The organism is Escherichia sp. E4930 (assembly GCF_005845405.1).
Classification (GTDB): Bacteria; Pseudomonadota; Gammaproteobacteria; order Enterobacterales; family Enterobacteriaceae; genus Escherichia.
The window spans coordinates 272,115-286,432 of sequence record NZ_VCDZ01000002.1 but is presented as its reverse complement, the minus strand read 5'-3'; the positions used below and the strand labels follow the sequence as shown (position 1 = coordinate 286,432).

Genomic DNA, 14,318 nt, shown 5'->3' with positions numbered 1-14,318 from the left:
TGTGTGCTGTATATATGTGCCGGTGTCCTCATGGCACATCTTTCACCATACAAAAAGCAGCCAAAGTCGCAAGTGAAATTAATCAATGATAGCGAAGCCATCAGTAATGCGACTTATCCTGCTTTCGTAGCACGCAGAAAGTCCACGGCAATTATCAGGGAACTTGAGTTATGAATGAAATCATTTCTGCAGCAGTTTTATTGATCTTGATTATGGATCCGCTCGGAAATCTACCTATTTTTATGTCCGTACTGAAACATACAGAACCGAAAAGACGTCGGGCAATCATGGTGCGAGAGTTGCTTATTGCTCTCATGGTGATGCTGGTGTTCCTGTTTGCGGGTGAGAAAATTCTGGCATTTCTTAGCCTGCGGGCAGAAACCGTCTCCATTTCTGGCGGCATCATTCTCTTTCTGATCGCCATTAAGATGATTTTCCCCAGTGCTTCAGGCAATAGCAGTGGGCTTCCGGCAGGTGAAGAGCCGTTTATTGTGCCGCTGGCAATCCCATTAGTAGCAGGGCCGACTATCCTCGCCACATTAATGTTGCTGTCTCATCAGTACCCGAATCAGATGGGGCATCTGGTGATTGCACTGCTGCTGGCCTGGGGCGGCACCTTTGTCATCCTGCTACAGTCTTCGCTATTTTTACGTCTGCTGGGCGAGAAAGGGGTGAACGCGCTGGAACGCCTGATGGGATTGATTCTGGTGATGATGGCAACCCAGATGTTCCTCGACGGCATTCGGATGTGGATGAAGGGGTAAGGTTCAAACAGGTGCTGCAAACAATCAGACGCGGCACCTGTTTTATTACCTGAACTGATAATGACCTTCGCCCAATCGGATAACCCTTCCCTCTTCTTCTGCGCGATTCAGCCATACACTAGCTTGTTCGATGGTTAAACCAGTACAAGACGCCAGCCTTTCAATACTTATTGATTCCTTTGCAAGGATCGCCAGTTCCGCTACAAAGAGTTGATAAAAATCGACAGGCGTATGCGCAGGCATTACTGCATAATTTGCGTCATCTTCATGCAGCGAAAACAGTTCTGGTTGAGCGTTACGGAATGCTCTGTCATACATCTGCCCAGGAACGTCTGGCAGTCTGATCGTCACATTTTCAGCCTGTTCAGCACTCCATGACGCCCCATTTTCTACTAATCGTGAATTGGCTGATTGCATATCCTGATTTGGTTTAACCAGGACAGGCAGCCACTGATGTTTTAATGCCTCCATCGCCCCGGTTATCGTTCCACCGGTCATTCCCGCACGTACAACCATTGCGCTTTCAGCAAGGCAATAAATATATTTATTCCGCGCCATCGCATTGCCGACAGTGAAACGTACCTCTGGGTAAAACGGCGAAATCAACACCAGGTTGCCTGCTATAAGCCCTTCACGCCATTTCACTAACGTGCTCGTTTTTAACAAGCTATCAGCTAATACGCCAACGGCAGTTCCCCCGGCCTCTAGTGCCGACGCCATTGCACACTCATCAATACCTCGCGCACCACCAGAGATAACGCAAATCCCCTGTTGGGCCAGTTTCGCTGCCAGTTGTTGGGTATAGCGCAAATCGTCAGTCGGAGCGTCTCGCGAGCCAACAATCGCCATACCTTCCGCTTGCAGTAATGCTTTATTCCCGCAGCCAAATAAAACGGGAGGTGCATCCGTTCGCAATCGGTTTTTCAAGCGAACGGGATAATCGGCATCTCCTCGGGTTAAGATCCATAAACCGGCGCGTTGCCACTTATCTACCGCCAACGCCAGACTATGACCACGCGCCAGCAAGCCAAGAATACGCTCCTGAGAAATACGCGGATCGCTCCAGCCTGTAAGTTTCTCTTGCGGTTGCGGCACCAGAAGATCGGCGGGACTGAGACGTTGGTGCTTCAGCCATAATGCAAACTTCCCCCATTCACTATTACTAAGAGGTTTATACTCACTCGCCGCCGCGCGAGAAAAATCGCTGGTTAGCAGGAGAGTTGCTTGTGCATTGGCTGAAAGATTCATCAATTTTTTACCGAGGTAGAAGCAAGGGCAAGAGGATAAACCGTCGGGCAACCTGCCTGGCGTAACAGTGCTGTCAGAACTGTCAGCGTCCATGCAGAATCCACGATATCGTCAACCAGCAACGCCGGACCTGTCATCAAAGGAGGGGTAATCACAAACGCCCCGTCGAGATTTTGACACTGGTGAAAACGGTTTTGCTGCATTTTCTGCGGTGGATTGTCCACGACTTTTCCAATGGCATCAATAAAAGGTAAGCCTAGTTTCGCCGCCAGTCGCCGGGCAAAATCAGGAACCAGGTCGAGGTGCCTTAATGAAGGAACGCAGCATACCCAGGTTGGTTCAGGATGCGGATTCCAGCGTTGGAGAACCATTTCCGCACATGCCTCCACCAGCTCATCACTGAAGCGCCCCATTTTTTTCTCCTGTGCTACCTGCTTTCCCCACCCGGAATCGCCCCAACGAGAAAGGACTCGCCCCGTAGATCCTTGTAAACCCGCAGGCAAGTTCCCTTTAAATCCGTATTGCGTAAAAGCCCCAGCTGCCACCTGTTTATTGAGATTTAATGGCAGGTCAGCGTGTTTAATAAATAAATTTGCCGCATGGAGTAAGCCGCTATCAATGTCGGGCGACAACAACGGATGCTGAAAACAACTGCTACATTTACCACAACGTTCGGCACTTGGCTCATCGAGTGCGCGGCGCAGAAATTGCATTTTGCACTCCTTGGTCGTGATATAGCTTTCAACGTCTTCCAGCTCATTTTTTCTCTGATTCATCAAATGGTTAATTCGTTCATGGTCAGGAGAAAAACTGACAATTGTTCTGCGCCATAATTTCTCGGTATACACCACAGGCGATGGATTTTCAGCTACCAGTAACTTCAGTGCTTTTTCTATTTGCCCATAACGAAGATTCGTCCGTTGTTCAATGCCTCGTAGGGTAAGACCGTCATTCTCGCTAAGTACGTTGAGTATTTCATGAATTTGCGCCTCCGCAGGAAAGGCGCTTTCACGGAAGAATTTATGAATAGCGCGGTCTTCACTGCCACAAAGCAGTATGCCAACAGCAGAATCGATACCGCGACCGGCACGCCCCACCTGTTGGTAGTAACCAACTATCGAACCTGGCATCTGGTAATGAATAACAAACCCCAAATCTGGTTTGTCAAAGCCCATTCCCAGCGCCGTCGTCGCGACCAGAACTTTAATTTTATTTGCCAGCAGTGCCTGCTCCAGATATTCCCTGGCAGTATTAGAATCTTCCGCGCCTTCACAAGTCACGCCACTGTAGTAAGCAAATGCACTGATACCATTTTTCCTTAACCACTCGGCGACAAGTTCGGCATCGCGAGTAGTCAGGGTATAAACAATTCCCGATTTGGAAAACTGAGGGATAACCGTTGCTAACCATGCCAGACGGGATGACTGTTCACCTAAGACTAAGGCATCAAGCGCCAAACTTTCGCGAGCCAGCGTTCCACGCTGAATCACAATGTCACCCAATTGCTGACGGATATCCTCAACGACACGGTTATTCGCTGTCGCGGTTGTACCCAGAACAGGGGTATTCGCAGGCAGTTGGCGCAAAATATCTAATATACGTCGGTAATCCGGGCGAAAATCGTGGCCCCAATCAGAGATGCAGTGCGCCTCGTCGACCACAAGCAAGCCAATACGATCGGCTATAGGATATAAAACCGTTTCGATAAAGTCCTGGTTTGCCAAACGTTCCGGGGAAACCAGCAAGCAATCGACCTCACCTTGCAGCAACTTATCGCTAATGCGCTGCCATTCTTCTCTGTTTGTAGAATTCAACGTTTCAGCCGTAATACCTAACCGTTCAGCGGCGGCAACCTGGTTACGCATCAGGGCAAGCAAAGGAGAGATGATAATTGTCGGGCCAACGCCGCGATCGCGGAAGATTTTACTGGCGATGAAGTACACGGCACTTTTCCCCCAGCCAGTGCGTTGGACAACCAGCAGTTTTCGCCGTTGGTTCACCACCGCGTCTATGGCTTCCCATTGCCCTTCCCTGAAAGTAGCGGTGGTATTTCCTAACATCCGCTTTAAAAGCAATTCAGCTCCGTGCTTTTCCATCTTTATCTCCTGCTATCTTTAGGCAGTGATTAGAACGGATTATTAGCAGGTAAATTTGCGAGAGAGATCAAAAAGATGAAGAGGGGAGAAAAGAGAAATGAATTACTGCGAGCAAGCTCGCAGTAATTTGTCGCAGTAATTAACTCAACAGCTGGAACGCAATCATCCCGACGATGGCACCGACAGTGCCGAGGATGGTTTCCATCATGGTCCAGGTTTTCAGCGTTTCGGCTTCGGTCGCACCGGTAAATTTACCGAACAACCAAAAACCAGCGTCGTTAACGTGGCTGACGACAATCGAACCACCAGCGATACAAATCGACAGTGCCGCCATTTGCGCACCGGAGTAGTTCAGTTGTTCAATGACCGGCATCACCAGCCCCACCGCCGTTAAACAGGCAACGGTGGCAGACCCCTGAATGATGCGCACTGCAGCTGCCAGCACGAAGCAGGTGATAGCAATCGGCAGGCCCATGCCGGTTAATGCTTCGCCCAGCGCCGGACCTACGCCAGAGTCAACCAGCACCTGTTTGAACACGCCGCCTGCACCAATCACCAGCAGAATAATCCCCGCTGGTTGTAGCGCGTGACCGCAAATCTCCATCACTTTGTCTTTTGGCATGCCCTGACGCATTGCCAGGCCATAAATCGCTACCAGACAAGCAACCAGAATCGCAGTAAACGGATGACCGATAAACTCAAACCATTCGTAAGCAGTTGATCCTTCTGGTACAAAACGCGCAGCAATGGTTTTAAGACCTACCAGCACCAGCGGCAGCAGGATCAGCGACAGGCTGAATCCAAAAGACGGCATTTTGCCTTCGCCGAGATGCGGTTCGCTGATGTCGTCAGGAATATGCAGCTCCACGTAGCGGCTGATGAAGTTACCCCACAGCGGCCCGGCAATAATCATTCCCGGAATTGCCGCACACAGGCCAATCAGGATCATCCAGCCAAAGTCGGCATTCATCTGCGATGCCAGCAGCATTGGCGCTGGTCCAGGCACCAGAAATGCCGCCGCTGCCGCCACGCCTGCGAACAATGGGATTACCAGCTTCACCAGGTTCGTGCCGGTGTGGCGCGCCATTGAGAAAGCAACGCTAATCAGCAGAACAATCGCCACTTCAAAGAACAGCGGTAGCGCGCAGACCAGTCCCGCAAGGCCGATGGCATAATGCGCGCGGCTGTGACCGAAGGATTTGAGCATTTTGACGGCAATCTGATCGACTGCGCCGGTTTCATGTAAGATCTTGCCAAACATGGCTCCCAGGGCGACAACCACCGCCAGGAAGCCGAGGGTGCCACCCATCCCTTTTTCCATCGTCGCTGCGATTTTATCGAGCGGCATACCGGAAAAAAGGCCAGCCCCCATAGACACCACCATCAAAGCCAGGAAAGCGTGCATACGCGCCTTCATGACTAAAAACAGCAGCAGTAAAACAGACCCTACTGCTGTTAAAACAAGCGTTAATGTAGTCACTACTTATTTGCCTTTTTTAATAACCTCAATGGTGCTTGCCACAACACCTTCCAGCGGTTGATCGATATCCACCACCAGTACATCGGTTTCGTCCGCACCCGGCTCCTGCAGCGTTTCAAACTGCGTCACCAACATTTGGGTTTTAAAGAAATGGCCTTTGCGCGCTTTCAGGCGGCTTTCAATCACATCAAAATCGCCTTTCAGGTAGATGAAAGAGAGATTCGGATTACCTTCACGCAGCAGGTCGCGATAGTGTTTTTTCAGTGCAGAGCAGACGATCAGCGACACTTTATTGGTACGCTGCATGGCAAACGCGGCGTCGTTCAGCGCCTGCAACCACGGTTTGCGATCGTCGTCATTCAGCGGTTCACCAGACGCCATTTTTTCGATATTGCGGCGCGGATGGAGGAAATCGCCATCAAGAAACGCGGCATGAAGTTGATGCGCCACTTCACTGGCGACCGCAGATTTGCCGCTGCCCGATACGCCCATTAAGACGTAAATGTGGTGATCATGATTAGTCGTGCTCAAAGTGGTGCCCCCACAGTACAAGAATTAAGAATGTTACGGGTAACTGTTATCGGTAACATTCTCCAGCCGGACAAAAACAGAAGCAATATCCATCCGTGCCTTAAGTGTATAAGTGTGAGCTACTTCAAATTTGTAGGCTTAAATAGATCCACCCGGTGACAAGGTGAAACCTAAATCTAACATTTTCGGCGTCACCGCTTCGCCACGAATACGCGCCAGCAGGCGTTCAGCGCCAATACTGCCCATCCGCTCACGCGGCGTCAGCACGCTCGCTAACCGCGGCTCCATCACCTGACCAATGTCATGACCGTGGAAACCGGCAATCGCCATATCGTCAGGAACTTTCAACCCCAGACGCTGACATTCAAACGCCGCGCCGACCGCCAGGTCATCGTTGGTACAGAACACGCCATCCAACTGCGGATATTCCCGCCGCGCCTGACGAATCAGTTCAATACCGGAAGAGTAAGAAGAAGATTGTTCAACCATCACGCTATATGGCACCAGGCCTGCATCCAGCATCGCCTGCTCATATCCCTTCTGTTTGATGATAGTACGTTCGTCGAGACGTGCGCCGAGATAAGCAATGTGGCGATGCCCGCGAGCAATAATAGCGGCAGTCATCTGGCGTGCCGCTTCAAAGTTATTAAAACCGACAGCGATATCGAGGCACGGCGACTGGCTGTCCATCAGCTCCACCACCGGAATACCCGCCACTTCAATCATCTTTAAGGTGCGTGGCGTGTGGGTGCGTTCGGTAAGGATCAGGCCATCGATATTCCAGGAGAGCATCGATTCAAGGCGTTCTTGCTCCATTTCCGGTTTATAACCGTAGTGCGCCAGCATGGTTTGATAACCGTGCGCGTCGGTGACGCTTTCGATTCCGCGTAATACTTCCGCAAAAACCTGGTTGGTGAGAGAAGGTAACAGGACGCCAATCGCCCGGCTGGTGGCGTTAGAGAGGATATCGGGCGCGCGATTGGGAATATAACCCAGTTCATCAAGAGCGGCGGCAATCTTGCCACGTAGAGCGACGGAAACTTGCTCCGGGTTACGCAAAAAGCGGCTGACCGTCATTTTGGTCACGCCTACACGGTCAGCCACATCCTGAAGTACGGGTCTTTTCTTTTTCATCGTCCTGAAAGGTACAAAAGGGATAGATTCCTTTAGTTTACCACGGACGCATCACAACCTTCCTGATTCCTCAGGAAGGTTTGTGAGATAAATTTAGACTGGCGGTAAATCGAACAGCAGGATTTCACTGTCGCTATCAGCGTGGACGGAAATCGCCTGCTCATCCCAAATCGCCAGACCATCGCTGGTCGAGGCTTTTACGCCGTTAATAGTGACATTACCTTTCACCACCTGGATCCAGACGCGGCGTTCAGCGGCAATCTGATGTATCGACTGCTCATCTTTTACCAGCGCCCAGCGGTACAGTTCCATATCCTGATACACTTTCAGCGAACCGTCACGCGCATCCGGCGAGAGCACCAGTTGTTTGCCCTGCACGGCATCGAAGCGACGCTGTTCATAACGCGGCGTAATGCCGTTTTCTTCTGGCATGATCCAGATCTGATACAGATGCAGACGCTCGGTGCTGCTTGGGTTGTACTCTGAGTGACGAATACCCGTACCCGCACTCATAATCTGGAACTCGCCCGCAGGAACCTGTTCTTTATTGCCCATGCTGTCCTGGTGCTCAACAGTACCTTCCAGCACGTAGGTCAAAATTTCCATATCTTTATGCGGATGAGTGCCGAAGCCCTGCCCTGCTTCAATCACGTCGTCGTTAATCACGCGCAGCGCGGAGAAGCCCATAAAGTTCGGATCGTAATAGTTGGCAAAAGAGAAAGTATGCCAGGAGTCCAGCCAGCCATGATTAGCATGACCGCGTTCATTTGCTTTGCGTAAGTAGATCATTTGTATTCGCCCCCTGAATGATTTCGATGGGCTTAGTGTGGACCCGATCTGCCTGGGATGATAGAGGGTGAAAATTGACCCCTCTGTTCAAAAAAATTGAACTATTCGAGGGGCCATCAAACTTACTTCGCGAGAGTCACTGTGGAGGGAGAGGCTTGTTCAAAACCGCGTTCAAGGATTTCCAGATTAGTAAGAACTTCAGATTCCTTGACGTAATTTGGCGCACCGCTGGTGATGGTTTGGTACAACGCATCATAAACGCGCCCATAGTCGCCCATCTCCGGCTTCATCTCTTCTCTGACCGTCACGCCCTCGTCATTGACATACTCCAGCACACCGACCGAATCATCCGCCGCAAATCCAGGTTCGCCCGGCATAATATTAGCCTTCAGGCTGGTTTCCTGCTGGTCGATGCCGTATTTAATAAATGTACCTTTCTTACCGTGAACGATAAATTTCGGATAATCGATTTTCACCAGATGACTGGTTTTAACGATCGCTTTCAGGTCGCCATAAAACAGCTGCGCTTCAAAGGTATCGTCAGGATTGGCTTTATTACGCAAGCTGCGGATGTCATAAGCGACGTGATCCGGGCGACCAAACAGCGAGATAACCTGGTCCAGGGTATGCACACCAAGCCCATAGAACGCGCCATCCTGCGGCAGTCCAGGTTTGGTTTCTGCCACCGGGCGGTAATAGTCAAAATGGCTTTCCACTTCGACAATCTCTCCTAGCTTGCCGCTTTCAATCGCTTTTTTCGCCGTCAGGAAGCAGGAATCAAAGCGACGATTCTGATACGGCGTGACGGTCAGCCCTTTACTTTTCGCCAGCGCAAACAGCTCTTTCGCCTGCGCAAGCGTCGGGGTGAACGGTTTTTCGACCAGTACATTTTTCCCGGCTTCCAGCGCGCGCTTCGCGTACTCGAAGTGGCTGTCCGCGTGGGTGCAGACGACAACCAGCTTAACATCGGGATCGTTTAACACTTCGTCGAGATCGCTGGTGAAATGAATATGGGAATAAATGGGGGCCTGTTCTTCCGGCTTCGCATGACGGCGAAAAATATGCGCGACATGCCAGCTATCCTTGCGGTTAAGTACATACGGCAGATGGTAACGGGTGGTGCTTTTGCCGAAGCCAATAAAGGCACAGTTGATGACCATGATTTCGTCCTTTTTAAGGTGGTTATTTACACCTTAGCGCAAAGCGGACGCGGTTCCTATGCCTGGGCTTCAGTACGTCAGATTGTTGGCAAAGTGCACTTTATTCATGCCGGATGCGGCGTGAAGGCCTTACCCTGCCTACACAAAATGGCATCGTTTTGTAGACCTGATAAGCGTAGCGCATCAGGCAATTTTGCATTTGTCTCAACACGAGGAACACTTCCCGTGGACAAACTGGCAAACAAACCAGTACGAAAGCAAAAAAAAAGCCAGCACCCGGCTGGCTAAGTAATACTGGAAGCAATGTGAGCAATGTCGTGCTTTCAGGTTCTCCGCGAGGGTCTTCCTGAATGCGAGACAATAATAATCATTCTCATTCGCACTTGTCCAACACTTTTTGCAAAAAAATCCATTTGACTCGTATTTGAAAGTCAATGATGTTGAAAGGGACATTTACCCTAAAGAGGACAGAGGAATGAGTGAGATAGTAATACGCCACGCAGAAACGCGCGATTATGAGGCCATTCGGCATATCCACGCCCAGCCGGAGGTGTATTACAACACACTACAGGTGCCTCATCCTTCAGAACATATGTGGCTGGAACGACTCTCCGATCGCCCCAGCATCAAGCAACTCGTCGCCTGTATTGATGGAGACGTCGTGGGCCATCTCACCATTGACGTGCAACAACGCCCACGCCGCAGTCATGTTGCCGATTTTGGTATCTGTGTCGACGCCCGCTGGAAGAATCGCGGTGTCGCCAGCGCCCTGATACGAGAGATGATTGAAATGTGCGACAACTGGTTGCGGGTAGATCGTATCGAGCTAACGGTGTTCGTCGATAACGCGCCAGCAATTAAGGTCTATAAAAAATTCGGCTTTGAGATTGAAGGGACCGGCAAGAAGTACGCATTGCGTAATGGTGAATATGTTGATGCGTATTATATGGCGCGGGTGAAATAGAAAATTTGCAATCTAAGTTTGTCATTTAAGCCCTCACCTACCGGGAGAGGCTTAAGATATTAATACCCCGCCGTTAAATCATCCACCGAGCGCGGGTCGGATGCGCCGTACAACTCACCGTCAGGCCCAACCATAATGCTTTGCGTGCTGCCCATCGCCTCTTTCAGCGCCACTTTCTGACCTTTTGCTTCCAGCAGCTTGATCGTATCCGGGCTAAATCCTTTCTCGACACGCAGCTCGTCCGGCAACCACTGATGGTGGAAACGCGGCGCATTGGTCGCTTCGGCGATGTTCATGCCATAATCGATGCTGTTCACTACCATTTGCAGCACGGTAGTGATAATCCGGCTACCACCAGGGCTTCCGGTGACCAGCCAGGTTTTACCGTCTTTCACCACAATAGTCGGCGACATCGACGACAGCGGGCGTTTGTTCGGCCCGACGGCGTTGGCATCACCGCCCACCAGCCCATAAACGTTCGGCACGCCTGGTTTGGCGGAGAAATCATCCATCTGGTTATTGAGCAGAATACCGCTCTCGCCCGCGACAATACCCGTACCGAAGGTGGTGTTCAGCGTATAGGTCACCGCTACCGCGTTACCGTCTTTATCCACCACTGAGTAATGGGTAGTTTGATTACTCTCATAAGGCGCAAGTTTGCCAGGGCGAATCTCGCTGGACGGCTTCGCTTTATTGATATCGATTTGATCGGCAATGGATTTGGCATAGGCTTTATTGGTCAGCGCCTGCCACGGGACTTTGACAAAATCCGGGTCGCCAAGATATTCCGAGCGGTCGGCGTAGGCGTATTTCTCAGCTTCTGCCATGATTTGCATCGCATCGGCGCTGCCAAAGCCGTATTTCTGCATATCGAAGTTTTCCAGAATATTGAGGATTTGTACGATATGAATACCGCCGGAAGATGGCGGTGGCATGGAGTAAACCTGATACCCGCGATAATCGCCGCTTATCGGTGTACGTTCGACCGCTTTATACGCCGCTAAATCTTCTTTCGTGATCAAGCCACCGTTTTTCTGCATCTCCTGGGCAATGTGTTCTGCTATCGTGCCTTTGTAGAATTCATCCGGGCCGTTTTCGGCAATCATCTCCAGGCTCTTTGCCAGGTTCGCCTGCACCAGCTTGTCGCCCTTTTTCAGCGGCTCGCCCTCTTTCCAGAAGATAGCTTTACTGTTTTCGTGATTCGGCAACACTTCGCTACCGTAGGTTTTGAGATCGTCTGCCAGCGCGTCGTTAACGATAAAACCATCGCGTGCCAGTTTAAACGCTGGCTGCACCACTTTGTTCAACGGCATGGTGCCGTATTTATCCAACGCCAGCGAGAAACCTGCTACCGTACCGGGCGTGCCGGAAGCCAGATGCGAAGTGAGTGATTTTTTGCTGTCCGGGTTGCCCTGATCATCAATGAACATATCGCGGGTCGCTTTGGCCGGCGCCATTTCGCGGAAATCGATAGCCGTGGTATTGCCATTTTTCGAGCGGATTAACATAAAACCACCGCCGCCCAGATTCCCCGCCTGCGGATGCGTTACCGCCAGCGCGTAGCCCACCGCCACGGCAGCATCAACGGCATTCCCGCCCTCCTTGAGGATATCCACCCCCACCTGAGTGGCAGTAGCATCTACAGACGCCACCATCCCCTGCTTTGCGCGTACCGGATGGAAGACATCTTCCTCCACACCATAAGAAACAGGTGGCGCGGCTGCCGCACTAAAACAACATCCTGAAAGCAAAGCTGCAATCGCCGCCCGGCGTAAAAACGTCGGTTTTATCATCGTTATTCTCCAGTTATGTGTGGGGCAACCCCAGCTAAGCCTGGTATATAACTCTGAATTAATCATCGTTTTGCCGGGAAGCGAGTAAACTTAAAGGATATCTTCAGAGGAGGATACGCGATGAAACGACTTCTGCTTTTGACGGCACTCCTGCCGTTTGTCGGCTTTGCACAGCCCATTAATACTCTGAATAATCCTAATCAGCCGGGGTATCAGATCCCCAGCCAGCAGCGGATGCAAACTCAAATGCAGACTCAGCAAATCCAGCAAAAAGGGATGCTGAATCAGCAACTGAAAACTCAGACGCAATTGCAACAGCAGCATTTAGAAAATCAGATTAATAGCAACTCTCAGCGGGTATTGCAGTCGCAGCCGGGGGAGCTAAATCCTGCCCGGCAGCAAATGCTGCCCAACACCAACGGCGGGATGTTAAACAGTAACCATAATCCGGATAGTTCGCTAAATCAGCAGCATATGCTGCAAGAGAGGAAAAACGGCGACATGCTGAATCCGCCCAGCACGTCGCAGCCTGACATTCCGTTGAAAACTATTGGGCCGTAAAGTTCGGACCAATCACATCAATCGCATCGGTACAGATGCAATCCACGCCCCAGCGCAGCAACTCTGCCGCGCGCTGGGGTTTGTTGACGGTATACACCAGAATCCGCAGTCCGGCGTCTTTTAACTGCATCACTCGCGCTTTATCGAGCAACTTATGATTGAGATGAATAGAGACGCAGCCCAGCCGCGTGGTCAGTTCGCGCCAGTCGTCGCGCCACTCATCAAGCAACAAACCACGCGGCAGTTCCGGTGCAGCCTGTTGCGCAGCTTCTAAAGCATCAATCTCAAACGATGACAGCAGCGGCGGCGTCATACCTGCCCACAGTTCGCGCGCCGCCAGCGCCACCATTTTGCCCGTTAATGGCCCGGTGCCAGTGGTGGGCTTGATTTCGATATTCGCCATCATCCCATGTTCGCGACAGCGTTCCGCCACCTGCGAAAGCAACGGCAGCGGCTCACCTTTAAACGCTTTGCTGTACCAACTGCCTGCATCCACGCGCAGTAAATCCTGCCAGTTCAGCTCACCCGCGACGCCCCAGCCGTTGCTGGTACGTTCGAGGTTGTCATCATGGAGCAGAAAGATCTCGCCATCTTTCGATAACTTCGCGTCAAATTCGATCATCTTATGACCGTATTTTGCCCCTACGTCGATTGCCGCCAGGGTGTTTTCCGGGGCCAACTTACCGCCGCCACGATGAGCGACGATGCGGGGATAAGGCCAGTTACTCATACTCGTTGTCCTGTTTCACCATCAAAAAGATGTAGCTGATTTTCCGGCAGATGCAGCCACAGCGTGCTGCCTGCCGTCGGGCGCTCCTGATGCGCCAGTCGCACCACCAGCTTCTGTTCCCCCCAGCGTCCGTGTGCCAGGTTATCTGCGCCGAGGATCTCCAGCGTGTCCATCACCAGTGGCACGCCGCCTTCTGCCTGCGAACTTAGCGCAATATGTTCCGGGCGGATACCGAGTGTCATTTTACGCCCGGCATACTGGCGATAGTAACCGTTTAGCGGCAGCGCAATACCGCCATCCAGTTCGAAATGCGTGCCTTCGTTATTCACGCGGCCAGCCAGTAGGTTCATCGCCGGACTGCCGATAAAACTCGCCACAAACAGGCTGGCGGGCTTTTCGTACACTTCAACCGGTGTGCCAATCTGTTCGGCAACGCCGCCGTTCATCACCATCACCCGCTGAGCGAGAGTCATCGCTTCAACCTGATCGTGGGTAACGTAGAGTGAAGTTGTTTTCAGGCGACGGTGCAGTTGTTGTAGCTCAAGCCGCATCTGCACGCGCAGCTTGGCATCGAGGTTAGAGAGCGGCTCATCAAACAAGAACACCGCCGGCTCACGCACAATCGCGCGGCCCATCGCCACGCGCTGGCGCTGACCGCCGGAAAGCTCGCGTGGGCGACGTTTGAGCAGGCCGTCCAGCTCCAGAATACGCGCCGCTTCTTTAACGCGCTCGGCAATTTGCTGCTTGCCCATGCCGCGGATTTTCAGCCCCCACGCCATGTTTTCTTCGACGCTCATATGCGGATAAAGCGCGTAGTTCTGGAATACCATCGCAATTCCGCGATCTTTCGGCTCCATTTCAGTGACACGCTTGCGGTCGATCCAGATATCGCCCGTCGTTACCCGCTCCAGTCCGGCCACCATGCGCAATAACGTCGATTTCCCGCAGCCAGACGGCCCGACCATCACGATGAATTCGCCATCCGCCACATCAAGGGTCAGCGGTTTAATGACCTGGGTTTTGCCATCCCAGCTTTTGGTTACTGCCTGTAATTTCAGTCCTGCCATC

13 protein-coding genes are annotated in these 14,318 nt (G+C 51.7%); 3 read left to right on the top strand and 10 right to left on the bottom strand.

Features of this window, described 5'->3' with window-relative positions:
* The first annotated feature begins 170 nt into the window (after positions 1-170).
* On the top strand, positions 171-764 hold the full coding sequence (gene yhgN, locus FFT88_RS02505; protein ID WP_130217718.1) for an NAAT family transporter YhgN: 594 nt from the start codon (positions 171-173) through the stop codon (positions 762-764).
* 45 nt (positions 765-809) lie between these two features.
* Here the strand turns inward: yhgN and FFT88_RS02500 are convergent, their stop codons facing one another.
* The 7 genes from FFT88_RS02500 to FFT88_RS02470 all read right to left on the bottom strand — a co-directional run bounded on the left by FFT88_RS02500 (position 810) and on the right by FFT88_RS02470 (position 9,202).
* Complete coding sequence (locus FFT88_RS02500) at positions 810-2,105, bottom strand: DNA-processing protein DprA (RefSeq protein ID WP_135405483.1); 1,296 nt, start codon at positions 2,103-2,105, stop codon at positions 810-812.
* Positions 2,012-4,108 (bottom strand): RecQ family ATP-dependent DNA helicase, encoded by a 2,097-nt coding sequence (locus FFT88_RS02495; RefSeq protein WP_135405482.1) that lies wholly within the window; start codon positions 4,106-4,108, stop codon positions 2,012-2,014. Before FFT88_RS02495 ends, FFT88_RS02500 begins: the two co-directional genes overlap by 94 nt.
* Before the next feature lie 139 nt (positions 4,109-4,247).
* Positions 4,248-5,588 (bottom strand): gluconate transporter, encoded by a 1,341-nt coding sequence (gene gntU / locus FFT88_RS02490; RefSeq protein ID WP_000210111.1) that lies wholly within the window; start codon positions 5,586-5,588, stop codon positions 4,248-4,250.
* A 3-nt stretch (positions 5,589-5,591) separates the two neighbouring features.
* Entirely contained in the window at positions 5,592-6,119 is a 528-nt protein-coding gene (gntK, locus tag FFT88_RS02485) for a gluconokinase (protein ID WP_000108330.1), read from the bottom strand.
* Between the two features lie 138 nt (positions 6,120-6,257).
* Complete coding sequence (gene gntR, locus FFT88_RS02480; protein WP_130209047.1) at positions 6,258-7,253, bottom strand: gluconate operon transcriptional repressor GntR; 996 nt, start codon at positions 7,251-7,253, stop codon at positions 6,258-6,260.
* 93 nt (positions 7,254-7,346) lie between these two features.
* A complete protein-coding gene (gene yhhW, locus FFT88_RS02475) occupies positions 7,347-8,042 on the bottom strand; it encodes a quercetin 2,3-dioxygenase (protein WP_130209049.1) in 696 nt (231 codons plus the stop codon).
* 122 nt (positions 8,043-8,164) lie between these two features.
* The gene (locus tag FFT88_RS02470; protein WP_135405481.1) at positions 8,165-9,202 is read right to left on the bottom strand and encodes an oxidoreductase; all 1,038 of its coding nucleotides are present in this window, start codon (positions 9,200-9,202) and stop codon (positions 8,165-8,167) included.
* A 475-nt stretch (positions 9,203-9,677) separates the two neighbouring features.
* Between FFT88_RS02470 and yhhY the strand changes: the two genes are divergently transcribed.
* Positions 9,678-10,166: an N-acetyltransferase gene (yhhY, locus tag FFT88_RS02460; protein WP_135405479.1), complete on the top strand. Its 489-nt coding sequence runs from the start codon at positions 9,678-9,680 to the stop codon at positions 10,164-10,166.
* Between the two features lie 59 nt (positions 10,167-10,225).
* Here yhhY and ggt read toward each other — a convergent pair whose 3' ends face one another.
* A complete protein-coding gene (gene ggt, locus FFT88_RS02455; protein ID WP_135405478.1) occupies positions 10,226-11,959 on the bottom strand; it encodes a gamma-glutamyltransferase in 1,734 nt (577 codons plus the stop codon).
* Positions 11,960-12,079: 120 nt separating this feature from the next.
* Here ggt and FFT88_RS02450 point away from each other — a divergent pair, with 120 nt between their 5' ends.
* Positions 12,080-12,520, top strand: coding sequence for a DUF2756 family protein (locus FFT88_RS02450; RefSeq protein WP_130209058.1), 441 nt, complete (start codon positions 12,080-12,082; stop codon positions 12,518-12,520).
* On the opposite strand, the gene ugpQ is transcribed toward FFT88_RS02450, so the two are convergent.
* The gene (ugpQ, locus tag FFT88_RS02445) at positions 12,507-13,250 is read right to left on the bottom strand and encodes a glycerophosphodiester phosphodiesterase (protein ID WP_135405477.1); all 744 of its coding nucleotides are present in this window, start codon (positions 13,248-13,250) and stop codon (positions 12,507-12,509) included. The two genes, FFT88_RS02450 and ugpQ, sit on opposite strands and share 14 nt — an antisense overlap.
* Positions 13,247-14,317 carry a sn-glycerol 3-phosphate ABC transporter ATP binding protein UgpC gene (ugpC, locus tag FFT88_RS02440; RefSeq protein WP_130258722.1) on the bottom strand — a complete coding sequence of 357 codons (1,071 nt, stop codon included), beginning with the start codon at positions 14,315-14,317 and terminating at the stop codon, positions 13,247-13,249. The genes ugpQ and ugpC overlap by 4 nt, the downstream gene beginning before the upstream one ends.
* Between the last annotated feature and the right edge of the window lies 1 nt (position 14,318).